We start from the raw sequence: 16,449 nt of genomic DNA, 5'->3' as shown, positions 1-16,449 counted from the left end.
CCTAACAGGCCTCTATCAGACGACAAAGAAATCCTCGACACGCTGTCTGGCCTCAAGCAGCGCAGGCAAGATCTCCCGCTCCATATCCGCGACGGAAAACCGTGCCGACTGGGTCGAGACATTGATCGCCGCGACCGTGCGCCCAGCGCGGTCGCGGATCGGCACGGCGATGGAGCGCAGGCCGAGTTCCAGCTCTTCGTCGACGATGGCGAAGCCATCCGTTCTGGCTTTGGCAATGGCCTTTGCCAGCAACGGTCTTTCAACAATTGTCTTCGGCGTCCGCCGCTCGACCGTTGCCTTACGGAAGAAGGCGTCCAATTCCGCCGGTGTCAGCCCCGCCAGCAGCATCCGTCCCATCGAGGTGCAATAAGCGGGTAGCCTGGTGCCGACATCGAGCGATACGCTCAGGATCCGCCGGCCGGGAATGCGGGCGACATAGACGACATCTTGGCCCGACAGGATCGCTGCAGAGCAGGCCTCGTTCAGTTGCGCGGCGACCGCGCGCATGATCGGCGCGGCGAAGCTCCACAGCGAGGCGCCGCCGAGCCAGGTGCGGGCAACGGTCAGCAGGCGCGGGGACAGGGAGAATAGACGCCCGGATTGCGTCGCATAGCCGGTAGCGGTGAGCGTCAGCAGGAATCGCCGGGCGCCGGCACGGGTCAGGCCGGCTTGTTCGGCCATTTCGGTCAGGGTCATGCCGGAGGGATGGCGGGCCAATATCTCCATCACGCCGAGTCCGCGCTCGAGCGAGCCGACGTGATCACGGGAAACGGTCTCGTCGTCCATCTCATCTCTCGGTCCGGGCGATCTCGCCACGATTGACACCCCGGCTCAACGGAGTTTAGAAAGTATCGCATTCAATACATATGTTCGCAATACGAACTTTTTGGACTCTGGGAGTCTCCGCGATGGTCAAGTTCCTGCCGCTCAAACAGGCCGTGGCGGAGAACCTGAACGATGGCGACACCGCTGCCTTCGAAGGTTTCACCCACCTGATCCCGACGGCTGCGGCGCATGAGGCGATCCGCCAGGGATATCGCGACCTGACCCTGATCCGCATGACGCCGGACCTGATCTACGACCAGATGATCGGCATGGGCATGGCCCAGAAAATCGTCTTCTCCTATGTCGGCAATCCCGGTGTCGGCCTGCTGCGGCGCGCCCGCGATGCGATCGAGAACGGTTTTCCCCGCTCGATCGCGGTCGAGGAACACAGCCATGCCGGCATGGCCAATGGCTATGAGGCGGGTGCGGCCGGCCTGCCCTGCGCGGTGTTCCGCGGCTATCGCGGCACGGGGCTGGCTGATGTCAATCCGAACATCAAAGCGGTGACCTGTCCGTTCACCGGCGAGATGCTGGCGGCCGTGCCTTCCATCCGGCCCGATGTCACTTTCATCCATGCGCAGAAAGCCGACCGGAAAGGCAATGTGCTGGTCGAAGGCATCATCGGCGTCCAGAAGGAGGCGGTATTGGCGGCGAGGCGCGCGGTGGTGACGGTGGAGGAGGTGGTCGACAATTTTGACGATCTTCACCCCAATCTGACTGTGCTGCCCCGCTGGACGATCGCGGCGATCTCGGTCGTGCCCGGCGGCTCGCACCCCTCCTATGCCCATGGCTATTATGCGCGCGACAATGCCGCCTATATCGAATGGGACGAGGTCGCGGCCGACCGCGAGAAATTCCGGGCCTGGATGCAGGCAAACGTGATCGAGAAAAGTCCCGACGATTTCGCGGCCCGGGTCTCGCATCTGCGGAACGCGGCATGAGCGACAATCAGCTGGGCTTCACCCCCAACGAGATGATGACGATCGCCGCGAGCCGGGCGCTGAGGAATGACGATGTCTGCTTCGTCGGCATCGGCGCGCCGTCCGCGGCATGCAACGTCGCGCGGCTGACGCATGCGCCCGAGATCACCTTGATCTATGAGAGCGGCACGATCGGTACGGCGCCCGACGTGCTGCCGCTGTCGATCGGCGATGGCGAATTGTGCGAAACCGCCGTCACCACCGTCGCGGTGCCGGAGATGTTCCGCTACTGGCTGCAGGGCGGCCGCATTTCCATCGGGTTCCTCGGTGCGGCGCAGCTCGACAAGTTCGGCAACATCAACACCACTATGATAGGCGACTATTTCCATCCCAAGACCCGACTGCCCGGCGGCGGCGGCGCGCCGGAGATCGCGACGTCGTCGGAGGAGATCTACATCACCATGGCGCAGACCAAGCGCGGCATGGTCGAGAAGATCGACTTTGTCACCTCCTTCGGCCATGGCGAGGGCGGCGATCACCGACAGCGGTTAGGCATCGAGACCGCTGGCCCCACGCTGCTGATCACCGATCTTGCCATCTGGAAGCCCGATCCGGTGACCAAGGAATTCACGGTCGTATCGCTGCATCCCAGGGTAACCCGTCAGCAGGTGCAGGAGAGCTGTGGCTGGGTGGTTAAGTTCGCCGAGGCGCTTGACGAAACACCCGCGCCAAGCGAACTCGAACTGACGACATTGCGCGACCTGCAGGCCCGCACCAAGGCGGCGCATGAGGGAACCGGAAAAACAAAGGCTGCATAAAATGGCCGAGGCCTACATCTGCGACTACATCCGCACGCCGATCGGCCGCTTCGGCGGTTCGCTGTCTTCGGTTCGTGCCGACGATCTTGCCGCCATCCCGCTAAAGGCTTTGCTCGAGCGGAATCCCGGCATCGACTGGCAGCGGATCGACGACGTCGTCTATGGCTGCGCCAACCAGGCCGGCGAGGACAACCGCAATGTGGCGCGCATGGCGTTGCTGCTAGCTGGGCTGCCGAAGGAGATACCAGGCTCGACGGTCAATCGCTTGTGCGGCTCGGGCATGGATGCGCTGACCATCGCGGCGCGTGCCATCAAGGCCGGCGAGGCGGAACTGATGATCGCGGGTGGCGTCGAATCGATGAGCCGCGCGCCTTTCGTCATGCCCAAGGCCGACACCGCCTTCTCCCGCAATGCCGAGATCTATGACACCACCATCGGCTGGCGCTTCGTCAACCCGCTGATGAAGAAGCAATACGGCGTCGATTCGATGCCGGAGACCGGCGAGAATGTGGCGGAAGACTTCGCTGTTTCCCGCTCGGACCAGGATGCTTTTGCCGCGCGCAGCCAGGACAAGGCGGTCGCGGCACAAGCCAATGGCCGGCTGGCGAAGGAGATCACCCCGGTGACCATCCCACAGCGCAAGGGCGATGCGGTCACTATCAGCAAGGACGAACATCCTCGCGCCGGCACAACCGTCGAGGCGCTGGCCAAATTGCCGACGCCGTTCCGGCAAGGTGGCACGGTGACGGCCGGCAATGCGTCGGGTGTCAATGACGGCGCTGCGGCGCTCATTGTTGCCTCGGAAGCGGCGGTGAAGACATACGGGCTGACGCCGATCGCCCGTATTCTTGGCGGGGCCGCCGCCGGGGTCGCGCCGCGCGTCATGGGCATCGGTCCGGCGCCGGCGACGCAGAAACTTTGTGCGCGGCTTGGCCTGACGCCGCAACAATTCGATGTCATCGAACTCAACGAAGCCTTTGCCTCGCAAGGCATCGCCGTGCTGCGCCAACTCGGCATTGCCGAGGATGCGCCGCACGTGAACCCGAATGGCGGTGCCATCGCACTTGGCCATCCCCTGGGCATGTCGGGCGCGCGCATCTCCGGCACGGCGGCGCTGGAGCTGCGCGAGCGCGGCGGCCGCTATGCGCTGGCCACCATGTGCATCGGCGTCGGCCAGGGCATTGCCATCGCGCTCGAACGGGCCTGAGCAATCGCTCTTCCTGGCAGGCCAGGAGAGTGGATATGCTCGATCCTGCCAAATTTGACCATGTGGACAAAAGTCCGGACCCGTTCCATAGTTCCCCGTCTGATTTCAGGAACGGCCGGCTCGACACGGCTGTCAAACAGAGGGGCACTTCAATGGAAGACCGGAAGAACAGATCTCATTCGATGCGCGAAGGGCTGTCGCGACGCAACGTGCTGGAGCTGGGCGCGCTTGGCCTGGCCGCGACGATGCTGCCGGGTGCGGCCTTCGCGGCGGGCAAAAAACTGAAGGTGGCGGCGATCTTCGCCACGCCGATCGAGGAACCCTGGGACAACCAGATCCACGTCGCCCTGCAGAAGGCCGAGAAGGAACTGGGCATAGAATATAAATGGTCGGAGAAGGTCCAGACCGCCGACTTCAGCCGCGTCATGCGCGAATATGCGCAGGGCGGCTACCAGCTGGTGCTGGGCGACGCCTTCGCCGCCGAGCGTGAATCGCGCCGCACGGCCAAGCAGTTCCCCAAGACAGCCTGGCTGTTCGGCTCCGGCGCCGGGCCGGCCGAGCCGAATTTCGGCGTGTTCGACAACTGGATCCACGAGCCCGCCTATCTCTCCGGCATGATCGCCGGCAAGATGTCGAAATCGGGCACGGTCGGCGCGGTGGCGGCGATGGGCATTCCGGAAGTGAACCGGCTGGTCAACGCCTTCTTCGCCGGCGCCAAGGAGGTCAACCCGAACGTCAAGAAGAAGGTCGCCTTCATCGGCTCCTTTTTCGATCCGCCGAAGGCCAAGGAAGCCGCGGTGGCGCAGATCGATGCCGGCGTCGATGTCATCTATGCCGAACGCTTCGGCGTCATCGAGGCGGCGGTGGAAAAGAAGATCTTCGCCATCTCCAACATGTCCGACCAGTCGAGCCTCGGCCCCGATACCGTCATCACCGGTCCGGTCTGGGACATGTATCCGACGGTCGAGCAGGCGATCAAGCTGGTCAAGGCGGGGGTCTACACCGCGCAGGACTATGGCGATTTCTCGCGCATGGCCAAGGGCGGTTCGTATCTGGCGCCCTTCCACAAGTTCGACAAGACTTTGCCCGCCGAGGTCAAGGATCTGGTCGAGAAGAAGAAGGCCGAGATCCTGGAAGGCAATTTCCGCGTCGATGTCGACGAGAACACGCCGGTTTCGGATTGACGCCATGATTGAGGGGCTGGCGCGTGGCGCCCCCCTCTGGCCTGCCGGCCATCTCCCCCTCAAGGGGGGAGATCAGATGTCACTTCGGCTTTCGCCAATCGCCGACCTTGAAACATAAGCGAAGTCGGCGAAGCTGCCAATCTCCCCACTTGAGGGGGAGATGTCCGGCAGGACAGAGGGGGGGTACAGCGCCGCCCTCCGCAGCTAAGGCCGGATCGGAAAAATCAGGAGCATTCTTGTCCGCCCCTCTCATCGAAATGCGCGGCATCACCAAGAGCTTCGGCGTCGTCAAGGCAAACGAGGCTGTGGATCTCAGCGTGGCGCCGGGGGAAATCCTCGGGCTGCTCGGCGAGAACGGCGCCGGCAAGACGACATTGATGAACGTGCTGTTCGGTGCCTACGCGCCGGATGCCGGTGAGATCCTGATCCAGGGCCAGCCAGTCAGGATCACCAGCTCGGCCGATGCGCTGGCCGCGGGCATCGGCATGGTGCATCAGCATTTTCATCTGGCACCACGGCTCACCGTGCTGGAAAATCTGCTCATTGGTATTCCGGGCAAATCGGGACGGATCGACCGCAGCGGCGGGCTGGCGCGGCTTGCTGAAATCAGCAGCCGGCACGGGCTGACGCTCGATCCCAATCTGCCGGTCTCGGCGCTGTCGGTCGGCGAGCAACAGCGGCTGGAGATCGTCAAGGCGTTGTTTCGCGGTGCCAAGCTCTTGATCCTTGACGAGCCGACGGCGGTGCTGGCACCGAGCGAGGTCGACGGACTGTTTTCGGCCCTGCGCTCGATGGCGGCGCAAGGCCTGGGCATCATCTTCATCTCGCACAAGCTCAACGAGGTGCGGGCGCTGACGCATCGCTGCACCGTGCTGCGGCATGGCCGCGTCGCCGGCCGCGTCGACGACCCCGCCAACACGACGTCGGCTGCAATGGCTGAACTGATGTGCGGCCATGAGATCGTGCCGCCGGCAAGGGGATCGTCGACGCCTGGCGCCGATGTGCTGACGCTCGACGGCATTTCAACCTCGAAGCATTCCGGCCGGGCGTTGCGCGACGTGTCGCTTGCGGTTCGTGCAGGCGAAATCCTCGGCATCGCCGGCGTCTCCGGCAATGGCCAGCGGGCGCTGGCGGAGATTATCTCGGGCACGCGCGCGCCCGACAGCGGTCAAATGACGATAGCCGGCAAACAGGTCGTGCAATTCTCGCCGCGCGAAGTGCAGGCACTCGGCCTTGGCCGCATCCCGGAAGACCGCATGACGACGGGGCTGGTTACCAATTTGCCGCTCGCCGATTCGATGGTGCTGCCGCGCATCGGCACTTCAGCCTTCTCCGCGAAGGGCTTGCTGAAGCCGGATGCGATCCGCGCTTTCGCCGAGGAACAGATCAAGGCCTACGACATCAGATGTCCCGGGCCGATGACGCGCGCCGGCGCGCTGTCCGGTGGCAATCTGCAGAAGGCCCTTCTGGCGCGCGAGCTTGCTTTCGATCCGAAGGTGCTGATCGTCTCACAGCCGACACGCGGCCTCGACATCGGTGCGGCGCGCTTCATCCATGAAAAATTCCTCGACATGCGCGCCAAGGGCTGCGGCATCATCGTCATCGGCGAGGATCTGGAGGAACTGCTGGTGCTGTGCGACCGCATCGCGGTGATGTATGAGGGCCGCATCGCCGGCACGCTTCCCAGCGCCGATGCGACGATCGCACGGCTGGGGCTGCTGATGACCGGGGCGGAGGGCCATGGCTGATGTTCCGCCTCGAAGTCCGCAGCTCGACGCCTGCCTGGTTCAACCTGGCTTTGCCGCTGCTGGCGATCGGTGCCGCGCTCGTGCTGTGCAGCGGCCTGATCGCGCTGGCCGGCGCCGGTGTGCTCGAATCCTATGGCGTGATGTTCACGGCCTCGCTTGGCGACAGCTATGCGATCACCGAAACGCTGGTTCGTGCCGCGCCCATGATCTTCACCGGGCTGGCGGTGGCTGTCGCCTTCCGCGCAAAGTTCTGGAACATCGGCGCGGAAGGGCAATTGCTGGCCGGCGCGGTGGCGAGCTGTTTCGTTGGTGCGATCCCGATGCCCGGACCGCTTGCCATGCTTTTCATGGCGCTGGCGGGGGCGGCCGCGGGCGCGGCGGTCGCGCTGGTGCCTGCGACGCTGCGGGTAAAGTTCAAGGTCGACGATGTCGTGAGCTCCTTGCTGCTCAACTCGGTCATCTATTATGCCCTGATGGCACTGATCGAGGGACCGTGGAAGGACAGCTTCAGCGGCTATCCGATCTCGCCGCCGATCGAGGATTCGGCGAACTTTCCGGTGCTGATCGAAGGCACGCGGCTGCATCTCGGTGTCGTCGCGGCGCTGATCGCGGCCCCGTTGATCTGGTTCCTGATCGTGCGCACGACGCTGGGCTTCCGGATCAGGGTCACCGGCGAAAACCCGGAAGCGGCACGCTATGGCGGCATCCATGTCGAGCGCGTGCTGCTGTCGACGGCGCTGCTGTCGGGCGCGTTGGCGGGGCTGGCCGGCGTCGGCGAGGTCGGCGGCGTGCATTTCCAGGTGATGAGCGATATTTCGCCGGGCTACGGCTATTCCGGCATAGTCGTCGCCATGCTGGCGCGGCTCAACCCGCTCGGCGTCGTGCCGGCGGCGATCTTCCTTGCAGCCGTGATGACCGGCGCCGAGGCGATGTCGCGGGCGACCGGCGTGCCGGCCTTCCTCAGCGACGTCATCCAGGGCACGGCGCTGCTCGCCATGCTGGTGGCGCTGCTGTTCACGGCCTATCGCATCCGCCGCGTCGGAGCCGTCGGATGAGCGCGGTGTTCGAGCAGATTTTTCAGGTCGGCTTTCTCGCCGCCATCATCCGCATCGCCACGCCGCTGGCCTTTGCCACGCTCGGCGAAATGTTCTCCGAACGGGCCGGCGTGCTCAATCTCGGCATCGAAGGCATCATGCTGCTTTGCGCCATGACCGGCTTCACCGCCACCAGCCTCAGTGGAAGCCTGTGGCTGGGTGTCCTGATGGCGGTGCTGACCGGCATGCTGATGGGCGCGCTGCATGCGCTGTTCACGGTGGTGCTCGGCCTCAGCCAGCATGTCTGCGGTATCGGCGTCACCCTGTTCTCGTCGGGGCTGGCCTATTTCCTCTACCGGCTGATCTTCGGCCAGCAATCGGTGCCGCCGAGCATCAAGGGTTTTCAGACGCTTCCGATCCCGGTTCTCTCGGACATTCCCGTCCTGGGACCTGCGGTGTTCAACCAGTTCGCGCTGGTCTACATGGCCATTCTGGCCATTCCTCTGGCGGCCTTCATCCTTTACCGCACCCCGTGGGGGTTGTCGGTGCGCATGGTCGGCGAGAACCCGCGCGCGGCCGACTCCGCCGGCGTCAGCGTCATCGCCACGCGCTTCCAGGCCGTCATTCTCGGCGGCGCCCTGATGGGGCTCGCTGGTGCTTTCCTGTCGATGGCGCAGTTCAACGCCTTCACCTTCGGCGTCGTTTCCGGCCGCGGCTGGGTGGCGATCGCGCTGGTCGTCTTCGGCCGTTGGGATCCCTGGCGCTCGGCAGGGGCCGCGCTGCTGTTCGCCTTCGTCGATGCCTTGCAATTGCGCATGCAGGCGAGTGGGCTTGGACACATCCCCTACGAGGCGTTCCTGATGCTGCCGTTCATCTTCACCATCGTCGCCATGGCCGTCATGTCGCGCAACGCTGTGGCGCCATCGGCGCTGCTCAAGCCGTTTCGAAGGGAAGAGCGTTAGACGAGTAGGATTTGGTGTCCTTGCTATCCCTCCGGAGGGACTCCGGAGGAGGAGAGGAAGGGCGTCAAGCTGTCCCGGAATGAAGAAGCTGGACCTTGGGACGCCTCACATCGATACCCCCGCGCTCTTCCGATCGATTGCCTGGGACCCAGCTCACAGCAACTTCACACCAATTTTCGGCGGTCAACGAGAAAATAATTCTGTCAGTTGCCCAAAAATAGCAATCGACAAAGTCTACAAGTTTTATAGATTAAGCGAGACGGAGGTCGACATGTCCTATTTCCAGAACGCCCAGACCGACAGCAACGGCCAGCGAGTGGCCAATGCCCAGGGCTTTCGCCCGGCCTATGCCGGCGCTTTCGCCTATCTCGTCTTTGCCCTTGCGTTCGTGTTCACCGGGGCAGTCGTGCTGGGCCTTATTCCCTAAGGCGCGGGATCGACAGGGGCTGCTGCCCCACAGCTTTCAGGCAATCGGAGTTGAATGAGCCGGATCCCGGGGCGTTTTCGCGCGCCTGAGGATTCGCATTTCACAGCATCAGTGATTCCAGTGATGGAGGAGATGACAATGCCGATCGAATTCACGCATGTACCCGGCAAGACCGCCGACGCGGCGGTTCCCTTTTTCTATGACTTCGCCGAGACCTCGACCAAGCTCGGGCTGATCGAGGACGGCGGTTTCCAGAAGATCGTCGTCGACGATTCGGCCGGGCTGCTGACCAACATGGATCTGGCCTCGCAGGTGCTCAACCGCACCGCTTCGCTGCAAGTGGTGCTCACCCACTGGGCCGGCGTGATCGAACCCACGGTCGCTGCCCGCCAGCTGGCGTCCATCGACAGGGAGAGCGGCGGACGGCTGACGCTCAGGATGATCAGCGAGCCCTTGAACGACGACGATGCCGAGACACGGCCGGTCGGACATGGCATCGTCTGGCAGCGCATCGACGAATATCTGGTGCTGTTGAAGCGGCTATGGTCGAACGACCGGCCCTTCGATCACGAAGGCGCGTTCTACAGCATCAAAAGTGGTTATGTGCCGCGCAAGGGCCCGCATGGCGCCGACCTCGTGGTCCGCATGGGCGGGCAATCCGGAACGGCGCTGAAGGTGGCCGGCCGGCATGCCGATGTCTTCGAACTGGCGCCGGGGCCGATCGACGATATCAGGCAATTGATGGAGCGGGCACGTGGCGCCGCGGCCGAACATGGCCGTGCGGGCAAACTGCGCTTCGCGCTTCCGGTCAGGATCCACCAGGGTGTTTCCGCCGCCGGCCACAAGGCGGTCGACCTATCCGGCCCGCCGGCCCAGGTCGCGCTGTCGCTGCTCGCCTATGCCGGGCTCGGGATCGATGAGTTCATGATCGTCGGCGTCGACACGCCGCGCGAGATCGCGACGGCCGGCCGGGAAACATTGGCGCTGCTGCGCAACTCCCTGGCGCGCCGGGAGGCCAGCGAGTTCCAGCCTGGAGCTTATGCGCCTCGCCCAGGATTGGAGACGCGAGCAGCGGGGTGAAGCCCATCAATCGTCTGCTGCTTCAGGCTGTCGCCAAGCCGCGACAGGCCTTCAATGACGGCGTCCGAATCGGCCAGCACGCCGAAGACGCCGTCCTCGACCGTCACCATGTGCAACGCCGCTTCATGCGCTTGTCTGTCGCCGCTGGCGCAGGCGTCCGAAATCGTCAGGCACTGGAAATTGCGGTCACAGGCCTCGCGCAGCGTGGTGTGGACGCAGACATCCGTCGTGCATCCGGAAAACATCAGATGCGTGATGCCTTGCGCCCGCAGCACAAGCTCGAAATCCGTATAGGTGAAGGCGCTGTTGCAGGTCTTGTCGATGATGATGTCGTGCGGCGCGACGTCGATCTCCGGGACGATCTGGAACCCAGCGCCTGAGCGCAGCAGGACGTCGGTGCCGTCGAGGCCGGAACGCTTGCGGCGCCATTTCTCGTAGGACGTCATGTCGGCCATGTCGGCGCGGTAACCCTGTCTTGTGTGGATGACCGTGACGCCGGCTTTGCGCGCGGCCGCGATCAGGCGGTTCACGGCGGGCAGGATCGCCCGCAGCGGCGAGGGGTCATACCCCTTCCTGGCGAAATAGCCCGATGTCGACAGGAAATCCTGTTGCAGGTCGATGACGACGAGCGCGGTGTTTTCGGCAACCAGCCTGCCGTCATAGGGGTAGTCGAAGGGTGTCGCCTTGATCATCCGGAGCTCCTTGCCGCCGGCTCACCCTAGCGTGTCCGCATCGATGCGGCGACATCGGATGCCGACATCGTGTGGCCCGGGACCGAGATCGCCGGCGCGGATCGGCCGGCTGCGCGGGTGAGGGCCCGTACGCGGCAACAATGGCACCGGCCCCGGAGCGTTTCAGGTTTTGCGGTGCATTCCCATCTTAAATCTTGACTAGTAATATCAAGTTTCATAGTCAACCGGGGACCTGCCTCCGCAGACAGGATCGGAATGCGGCGGCGGGGCTGGAGAAATGCCGTGACCATGGCCGAAGCCGATAGCCAGACCGCATTCGATATCGATGCCGTGCGTTTCGCCGTCGGCGAACGGACGCTGCTCGGTCCGGTCTCGCTCGAATTGCGGCGCGCGCGCGTCTACGGGCTGATCGGCCATAACGGTTCGGGCAAATCGACGCTGATCAAGCTTTTGGCGCGCCAGCAGCCGGCAAGCTCCGGCGCCATCACTTTCGCCGCACGGCCGCTATCGCAATGGGGCGCGCGCGAGCTGGCGCGGGCTCTTGCCTATCTGCCGCAGACGACGCCGGCGGCGACGGGCTTGACCGTGCGCGAGCTGGCAACGCTCGGACGCTATCCATGGCATGGCGCGCTTGGCCGTTTCGGCGCCGAGGACAGGCGCCATGTCGAGCAGGCCCTTATGCTGACCGACATGGAAGGGTTCACTGAGCGGCTGGTGGATGAATTATCCGGCGGCGAGCGCCAGCGCGCTTGGCTGGCCATGCTGGTGGCGCAGAATGCCGGCGTCATGCTGCTCGACGAGCCAATCTCGGCGCTCGACATCGCGCATCAGGTCGAGGTGCTGGGCCTGGTCAGGGAGCTCAGCCGCAAGCGCGACCTGTGCGTCGTCGTGGTGCTGCACGACCCCAACATGGCGGCGCGCTACTGCGATGAGCTGATCGCGCTGAAGGACGGCAGGCTGCTGACGCGCGGCACACCGGGCGAGATCATGCTGAGCGATGTGCTCAAGGACATTTTCGGCGTCGAGATGGGTGTGTTCGCGCATCCCGTCACTGGCCAACCCGTCGGCTATGTGCAGTGAAGTCGTCGCCGGCGGTTGCAGGAACCGGCAAGCGGCTGGCCGCCGTGAGAACAAGGAAGAAGCTCATGTCGAGACATGGTTTGTTGGCGGCGTTGGTCGCATCGCTGGTTCTGGGGGCAACCGGCGCCACGGCCCAGGAGCAACCGGCCGGCTCTTCTCCAGCGGTTGAGGCCCCTGCCGCGCCGGCACAAGCTGCACCGGCTGTCATGGCGCCCGTGCAGCCAGCCGGCCAGCCGAGCGCGACAACGCCGGCCGAGGTCGCGCCTGCCGGGACGATGGACCTGAACCTGCCGCATGACCTGTCGCCATGGGGCATGTTCAAGGCCGCCGACATCATCGTGAAGGCGGTGATGACTGGATTGGCTTTCGCGTCGCTCGTTACCTGGACGATATGGCTGGCCAAATCGCTGGAGATTTTCGGCGGCAAGCTGCGCCTCCGCCGTGCCGCCCGCGCGATCGGCGATGCCGCCACGCTGAAGCAGGCGAGCCGCGCGCTCGACCGCGGTGGCGGTCCCGGCGCGCTCCTGGTGCGGGCAGCGGAAGAAGAGGCCGCGCTTTCGGCCGATGCGCTCGACCATGTCGGCGGCGACGGACTGAAGGAACGGGTCAGCTCGCGCCTGTCGCGCATCGAGGCGGCTGCGTCGCGGCGCATGTCGCGCGGCACCGGCCTGCTGGCGACGATTGGTTCCACCGCGCCTTTCGTCGGCCTGTTCGGCACCGTCTGGGGCATCATGAACGCCTTCATCGGCATCTCGCAGGCTCAGACCACCAATCTCGCCGTGGTCGCGCCGGGCATCGCCGAAGCGCTGCTGGCCACCGCGATGGGTCTCGTCGCGGCAATCCCAGCGGTGGTGATCTACAACGTCTTCGCCCGCTCGATAGCCGGCTACCGGCAGATCCTCGCCGACGCCTCGGCCGGCGTCGAACGGCTGGTCAGCCGCGACCTCGATTTCCGCACGATAGCGCCGGCGACAGCCTTGGCGGCGGAGTAGCGGGAGCGACGCCATGGGGAGCAGAATTCGACAGACCCTGGACGACGACCTCGAGGAAAGCCACGAGATCAACGTCACGCCCTTCATCGATGTCATCCTTGTGCTCCTGATCATCTTCATGGTCGCCGCACCGCTGGCGACGGTGGATGTCAATGTCGACCTGCCCGGTTCGACCGCGACGCCGGCGCCGCGACCGGAGACGCCGCTGTTCCTGACGCTGAAGAACGATCTCAGCCTGGCGATCGGCAACGACACGGTGCCGCGCCCGGCTTTTGCCGCCACGCTCGACAGCCGCACCAAGGGTGACAAGCAGACGCGGATATTCCTGCGAGCCGACAAGGCGGTCGCCTATGGCGAGCTGATGGAGGCGATGAACCTGCTGCGGGCCGCCGGCTATCTGAAGATCGCGCTGGTCGGCCTGGAGGCCGCGCCGGCAGGTGATATCGCCGCACCGGCGCCAGGCAAAGCGGCCGCTCCATGACGCCATCCGCCGCCTCGCCCACGGTGGTGCTGTCGCGCTTCGACTGGCGCGACCTTGGCCTATGGGCATGCGCGGCGGTGCTGATGCTTGGGGCTCATGTCGCGGTCGCGTATGCCGTGCAGAATTTCAATCCAGTCGACCTGTCGGATGGCGGACCGCCGCCGGCCCTAGTGGTCGAGATGGCGCCGATGATGGTGACGCCGTCGGTGCCCGAACAGGCCGCGATGCCCGACGCGGCCATTCCCGACCGGGCCGAGCCAGTCGAACAGACCGAGAAGGCCGCCGAGGCCGAGCCTGACAAGATGGTCGAGCAAGCGGAGCCTGTTACCGAGGCCGTGATGGTGCCGCCGAACGAGCCTACGGAGATGACGAAGGCCGAACCGGTCGAACAGCCGCCGCTGGAACAGGTCGTCCCCGATATTGTCGAGACCGTCGCGCTGGAGGCTGTCGTTCCGCTGCCGCGGGCAAAGCCGACGGAACGGCGCAAGGAAAAGAAACCGGGCGAAGCCAAGGTTAAAAAGCCGGTCGACAAGCCCAAGCCAAGGCCGAAGAAGGAAAAGGCCGAGCCACCGAAGACGGCAAGTGCCGCGGGAGCCGAGGCCAAGCCTGCCGCCAAGGCGGCGGCGCCGAAATCGGCGGCCGGGTTCTCGGGTGTCAGCCCGGCCAAATGGGAATCGCGGCTGACGGCGTGGATCAATCGCCACAAGCGCTATCCGAGCGCCGCGAAATCCCGGCGCGCGCAGGGCAATGTGAACGTGACTTTTACAATGGACCCATCCGGCCGGGTCCTGTCGGCCCGGGTCGCCCGTTCGTCCGGCGATGCCGAACTCGACCGAGCAGCACTTGCGGTGCTGCAGGGCGCGACCGTGCCGGCGCCACCGGCGGAACTCGGCCCGCGCGTCAGCCGTACAGCGCCATTCGTGTTCAGTTTGCGGGACTAATGCCCCTCAAATCCGTGCCAGCCGTCCCGCAAGCCCGACAATTGCATCGCGCTACGCTGTTCTTGGCTGAGCGTGGTTGTCTTTCGGGTGTGCCTTGGGGTGCATCGGATTGCCGCTGAGCTGCGCGTGTCGTGCCGGCCGTGCGCCGCGCAAGACGTCGAAGGCTTCGGCATAGGCCATACCGAGCAGATAGGAGATCATGGGGAAGCGGCTCGCTTCGGCCATCTGCACCAGCTCATTGGTCATCGTCGCGATATATTGGAGACTGTCGAGCTCTGACTGACGTAAGGCCTGATTTGACATGTTCTGCTCCTGTCATCGAATGAACTTTAGGGAATGCGTACTGGCTGCACTAGATGTACTACGCCGGCTAATTGATCGATCGACCGGCCGAATGCGGATCAAGTTCCGGGATTGAGAGGGTCAACGCATAGATGGGCGCGTCGGTGAGGCGGTCGAGGCCCAGAAGGCGCTTGATCGCCGAATGGCTCAGCGCCGCCGTGGGGCAGGCCGACAAGCCGTGCCTGGTTGCCGCCAACATCATGTTCTGGCCAATGTTCACTTTCTTGGTCATTTTCGTCCCTTTCCCCGACCCCCAGGGATCTGTTGAAAGATCCCGGAAAGGGATCCGCGGGAAGAAAGGTAAGGTCGGAAGAGTTACTGGTTTGTTAAAACTGTAGTAAATCAGCCATGAGCTAAAATATCTTTCTTGGCTAGAAAGTCTAAAAAATCGATTTTACTCAGATATGGAGTAGGCAATCGCTGGCATACGCTTTTTCGGGATATTCTTGTTCTTATTCAGCGTAAGCAAGCGGCTAACCCAGCCCGTCCCGAGCGAGGCTGACGACGAGCTGGTCGAGGCTGGGATCATCGAGCCTGACGACATGCGCCATGCGGATCGCATGCCTGGGCCGGATATTGGACCTATCCTGCCGCATGATGACCGACACGAATGCCGGCCCGGCTTCGGTCAGAAGCATGGCCTTGCCTGTCAGCACCGGTTCGGAGATAGGCGCCCATTGCACCGAGATCAGCGACGGCTCGCCTGTCTGGCGGCGGTTGACGCCGCTGAAATAGATCCAGTTAAGGCGCGAGATCGCCACGCCATAATGATTGCCGCGTGCCCGCGCCCGTGTCGAGCCACGATGCTCCGACCATCCGGTGACCCTGCGGAACGTGACCAGCTCGGCCTCACGCCGCACGAAGGTCACCGACCGCATCAGCAGATCGGAGCGGGTCGGGATTGAAAAATAGGTGAAATAGATGCCGCCAGCGATCGACGGGGCGGGTGGGCGGATCATCTGGGTGAACAGGCTTTCGGAAATCGGCGGCAGGCCGAGAGCCGTGGGCGAGGGGGTGCCGGGGTCCCGGTACAGCTCGGCTTCGTCGACGCGGAAATAATCGCAGATCAGCTTGGCGGTGGCCTTGTTGGGCACGGTCTGCCCTTGCAGGTAACGCTCGAATTGTGTGCGGTTGATGCCAAGCTCGCGGCATACCGCGCTGACAGAAGCATGGTCCTTGCAGAGCCGCCTGAGATTTGCAGCAAGATTCTGGCGAATGGACACTAGTTTGCTTTCGCAGGCGGATACTTCATTTCGACTCGGAATCCGTATAGCGCTTTCGGTCACCCCCGCCGAATCGCCCTGTCACAACACACAGAAAAAACTGATTTGAGAACGCCAGTCTAATGGGACGGCTTCCAAAAAAAATAGCGCCGGGGGGACACCGGCCACCGCCATAAGTCCAATTGACAACCATTTCGCCTTGGAAACGGCGAAATGCCATTTGGCCATTTTTGGGGGGATCGGGGCTACGCCTTGCATCGCGCCGTGGCGGATGCCGGTCGCGCCTTGCAGGAAGGGCCAAAAGCGCGACGATTATTCCGCTGGTGGAGCTGAGGAGGATCGAACTCCTGACCTCGTCATTGCGAACGACGCGCTCTCCCAGCTGAGCTACAGCCCCGTCCAGCGGATGGCGCATTTATCGGGCGCCGCGGTTTCCTGTCAAGGCGGCGCTTCACCGAAAACCGGCTGCCGGTCGCGTGGCGGAACCCTGCCC

General features: G+C 64.1%; 17 protein-coding genes, 1 tRNA gene and 1 pseudogene. 13 read left to right on the top strand and 6 right to left on the bottom strand.

Features of this window, described 5'->3' with window-relative positions; translation table 11 throughout:
• Positions 1 to 15 precede the first annotated feature (15 nt).
• Positions 16 to 786 (bottom strand): IclR family transcriptional regulator C-terminal domain-containing protein, encoded by a 771-nt coding sequence (locus LB516_RS10130; protein WP_224719456.1) that lies wholly within the window; start codon positions 784 to 786, stop codon positions 16 to 18.
• Between the two features lie 122 nt (positions 787 to 908).
• On the opposite strand from LB516_RS10130, the gene LB516_RS10125 reads away from it, so the two are divergent.
• From LB516_RS10125 to LB516_RS10085, 9 genes and pseudogenes are all read left to right on the top strand, one after another.
• Positions 909 to 1,766, top strand: a complete 858-nt coding sequence (locus tag LB516_RS10125) for a CoA transferase subunit A (RefSeq protein WP_140719808.1) — start codon at positions 909 to 911, stop codon at positions 1,764 to 1,766.
• On the top strand, positions 1,763 to 2,563 hold the full coding sequence (locus LB516_RS10120; protein ID WP_140822746.1) for a CoA-transferase subunit beta: 801 nt from the start codon (positions 1,763 to 1,765) through the stop codon (positions 2,561 to 2,563). The genes LB516_RS10125 and LB516_RS10120 overlap by 4 nt, the downstream gene beginning before the upstream one ends.
• 1 nt (position 2,564) lies before the next feature.
• Positions 2,565 to 3,770, top strand: a complete 1,206-nt coding sequence (pcaF, locus tag LB516_RS10115) for a 3-oxoadipyl-CoA thiolase (RefSeq protein ID WP_224719455.1) — start codon at positions 2,565 to 2,567, stop codon at positions 3,768 to 3,770.
• A gap of 152 nt (positions 3,771 to 3,922) precedes the next feature.
• A complete protein-coding gene (locus LB516_RS10110; RefSeq protein WP_140662476.1) occupies positions 3,923 to 4,954 on the top strand; it encodes a BMP family protein in 1,032 nt (343 codons plus the stop codon).
• A gap of 257 nt (positions 4,955 to 5,211) precedes the next feature.
• Positions 5,212 to 6,462, top strand: a pseudogene (locus LB516_RS10105) (ABC transporter ATP-binding protein); the annotation flags it as partial.
• A 239-nt stretch (positions 6,463 to 6,701) separates the two neighbouring features.
• On the top strand, positions 6,702 to 7,757 hold the full coding sequence (locus LB516_RS10100; RefSeq protein WP_224719453.1) for an ABC transporter permease: 1,056 nt from the start codon (positions 6,702 to 6,704) through the stop codon (positions 7,755 to 7,757).
• On the top strand, positions 7,754 to 8,698 hold the full coding sequence (locus tag LB516_RS10095; protein ID WP_224719452.1) for an ABC transporter permease: 945 nt from the start codon (positions 7,754 to 7,756) through the stop codon (positions 8,696 to 8,698). Before LB516_RS10100 ends, LB516_RS10095 begins: the two co-directional genes overlap by 4 nt.
• A 271-nt stretch (positions 8,699 to 8,969) precedes the next feature.
• Positions 8,970 to 9,125: a hypothetical protein gene (locus LB516_RS10090; protein WP_015315103.1), complete on the top strand. Its 156-nt coding sequence runs from the start codon at positions 8,970 to 8,972 to the stop codon at positions 9,123 to 9,125.
• Between the two features lie 138 nt (positions 9,126 to 9,263).
• The gene (locus LB516_RS10085) at positions 9,264 to 10,205 is read left to right on the top strand and encodes an LLM class flavin-dependent oxidoreductase (RefSeq protein ID WP_224719451.1); all 942 of its coding nucleotides are present in this window, start codon (positions 9,264 to 9,266) and stop codon (positions 10,203 to 10,205) included.
• Here the strand turns inward: LB516_RS10085 and LB516_RS10080 are convergent.
• On the bottom strand, positions 10,163 to 10,897 hold the full coding sequence (locus LB516_RS10080; RefSeq protein ID WP_224719450.1) for a cysteine hydrolase family protein: 735 nt from the start codon (positions 10,895 to 10,897) through the stop codon (positions 10,163 to 10,165). The two genes, LB516_RS10085 and LB516_RS10080, sit on opposite strands and share 43 nt — an antisense overlap.
• Before the next feature lie 288 nt (positions 10,898 to 11,185).
• On the opposite strand from LB516_RS10080, the gene LB516_RS10075 reads away from it, so the two are divergent.
• The 4 genes from LB516_RS10075 to LB516_RS10060 all read left to right on the top strand — a co-directional run bounded on the left by LB516_RS10075 (position 11,186) and on the right by LB516_RS10060 (position 14,391).
• Positions 11,186 to 11,977, top strand: a complete 792-nt coding sequence (locus LB516_RS10075) for an ATP-binding cassette domain-containing protein (RefSeq protein WP_181173973.1) — start codon at positions 11,186 to 11,188, stop codon at positions 11,975 to 11,977.
• Between the two features lie 65 nt (positions 11,978 to 12,042).
• Positions 12,043 to 12,969, top strand: a complete 927-nt coding sequence (exbB, locus tag LB516_RS10070; protein WP_224719449.1) for a tonB-system energizer ExbB — start codon at positions 12,043 to 12,045, stop codon at positions 12,967 to 12,969.
• A 13-nt stretch (positions 12,970 to 12,982) separates the two neighbouring features.
• On the top strand, positions 12,983 to 13,450 hold the full coding sequence (gene exbD, locus LB516_RS10065; protein ID WP_140616534.1) for a TonB system transport protein ExbD: 468 nt from the start codon (positions 12,983 to 12,985) through the stop codon (positions 13,448 to 13,450).
• Entirely contained in the window at positions 13,447 to 14,391 is a 945-nt protein-coding gene (locus tag LB516_RS10060) for an energy transducer TonB (protein WP_224719448.1), read from the top strand. The genes exbD and LB516_RS10060 overlap by 4 nt, the downstream gene beginning before the upstream one ends.
• A gap of 51 nt (positions 14,392 to 14,442) precedes the next feature.
• Here LB516_RS10060 and LB516_RS10055 read toward each other — a convergent pair whose 3' ends face one another.
• The 4 genes from LB516_RS10055 to LB516_RS10040 form a co-directional block, all read right to left on the bottom strand.
• Positions 14,443 to 14,694, bottom strand: a complete 252-nt coding sequence (locus LB516_RS10055) for a hypothetical protein (protein WP_015315110.1) — start codon at positions 14,692 to 14,694, stop codon at positions 14,443 to 14,445.
• Positions 14,695 to 14,761: 67 nt separating this feature from the next.
• The gene (locus LB516_RS10050) at positions 14,762 to 14,965 is read right to left on the bottom strand and encodes a nitroreductase family protein (RefSeq protein WP_224529567.1); all 204 of its coding nucleotides are present in this window, start codon (positions 14,963 to 14,965) and stop codon (positions 14,762 to 14,764) included.
• 241 nt (positions 14,966 to 15,206) lie between these two features.
• The gene (locus LB516_RS10045; protein WP_224719447.1) at positions 15,207 to 15,956 is read right to left on the bottom strand and encodes a helix-turn-helix domain-containing protein; all 750 of its coding nucleotides are present in this window, start codon (positions 15,954 to 15,956) and stop codon (positions 15,207 to 15,209) included.
• A 321-nt stretch (positions 15,957 to 16,277) separates the two neighbouring features.
• A tRNA-Ala gene (locus tag LB516_RS10040) sits at positions 16,278 to 16,353 on the bottom strand.
• Positions 16,354 to 16,449: the final 96 nt, after the last annotated feature.

The organism is Mesorhizobium sp. CO1-1-7 (assembly GCF_020164885.1).
Classification (GTDB): domain Bacteria; phylum Pseudomonadota; class Alphaproteobacteria; order Rhizobiales; family Rhizobiaceae; genus Mesorhizobium; species Mesorhizobium australicum.
Note: the sequence above shows the minus strand (reverse complement) of the source record. Positions and strands in the feature narration are given on the sequence as shown.

Coding starts and splice junctions, on each gene's coding strand:
- exbD (WP_140616534.1), top strand. CDS start 12,983: ATGGGGAGCAGAATTCGACAGACCCTGGACGACGACCTCGAGGAAAGC.
- LB516_RS10125 (WP_140719808.1), top strand. CDS start 909: ATGGTCAAGTTCCTGCCGCTCAAACAGGCCGTGGCGGAGAACCTGAAC.
- LB516_RS10075 (WP_181173973.1), top strand. CDS start 11,186: ATGGCCGAAGCCGATAGCCAGACCGCATTCGATATCGATGCCGTGCGT.
- LB516_RS10055 (WP_015315110.1), bottom strand. CDS start 14,694: ATGTCAAATCAGGCCTTACGTCAGTCAGAGCTCGACAGTCTCCAATAT.
- LB516_RS10095 (WP_224719452.1), top strand. CDS start 7,754: ATGAGCGCGGTGTTCGAGCAGATTTTTCAGGTCGGCTTTCTCGCCGCC.
- LB516_RS10060 (WP_224719448.1), top strand. CDS start 13,447: ATGACGCCATCCGCCGCCTCGCCCACGGTGGTGCTGTCGCGCTTCGAC.
- exbB (WP_224719449.1), top strand. CDS start 12,043: ATGTCGAGACATGGTTTGTTGGCGGCGTTGGTCGCATCGCTGGTTCTG.
- LB516_RS10130 (WP_224719456.1), bottom strand. CDS start 786: ATGGACGACGAGACCGTTTCCCGTGATCACGTCGGCTCGCTCGAGCGC.
- LB516_RS10085 (WP_224719451.1), top strand. CDS start 9,264: ATGCCGATCGAATTCACGCATGTACCCGGCAAGACCGCCGACGCGGCG.
- LB516_RS10090 (WP_015315103.1), top strand. CDS start 8,970: ATGTCCTATTTCCAGAACGCCCAGACCGACAGCAACGGCCAGCGAGTG.
- LB516_RS10120 (WP_140822746.1), top strand. CDS start 1,763: ATGAGCGACAATCAGCTGGGCTTCACCCCCAACGAGATGATGACGATC.
- LB516_RS10080 (WP_224719450.1), bottom strand. CDS start 10,897: ATGATCAAGGCGACACCCTTCGACTACCCCTATGACGGCAGGCTGGTT.
- LB516_RS10050 (WP_224529567.1), bottom strand. CDS start 14,965: ATGACCAAGAAAGTGAACATTGGCCAGAACATGATGTTGGCGGCAACC.
- LB516_RS10100 (WP_224719453.1), top strand. CDS start 6,702: ATGTTCCGCCTCGAAGTCCGCAGCTCGACGCCTGCCTGGTTCAACCTG.
- LB516_RS10110 (WP_140662476.1), top strand. CDS start 3,923: ATGGAAGACCGGAAGAACAGATCTCATTCGATGCGCGAAGGGCTGTCG.
- pcaF (WP_224719455.1), top strand. CDS start 2,565: ATGGCCGAGGCCTACATCTGCGACTACATCCGCACGCCGATCGGCCGC.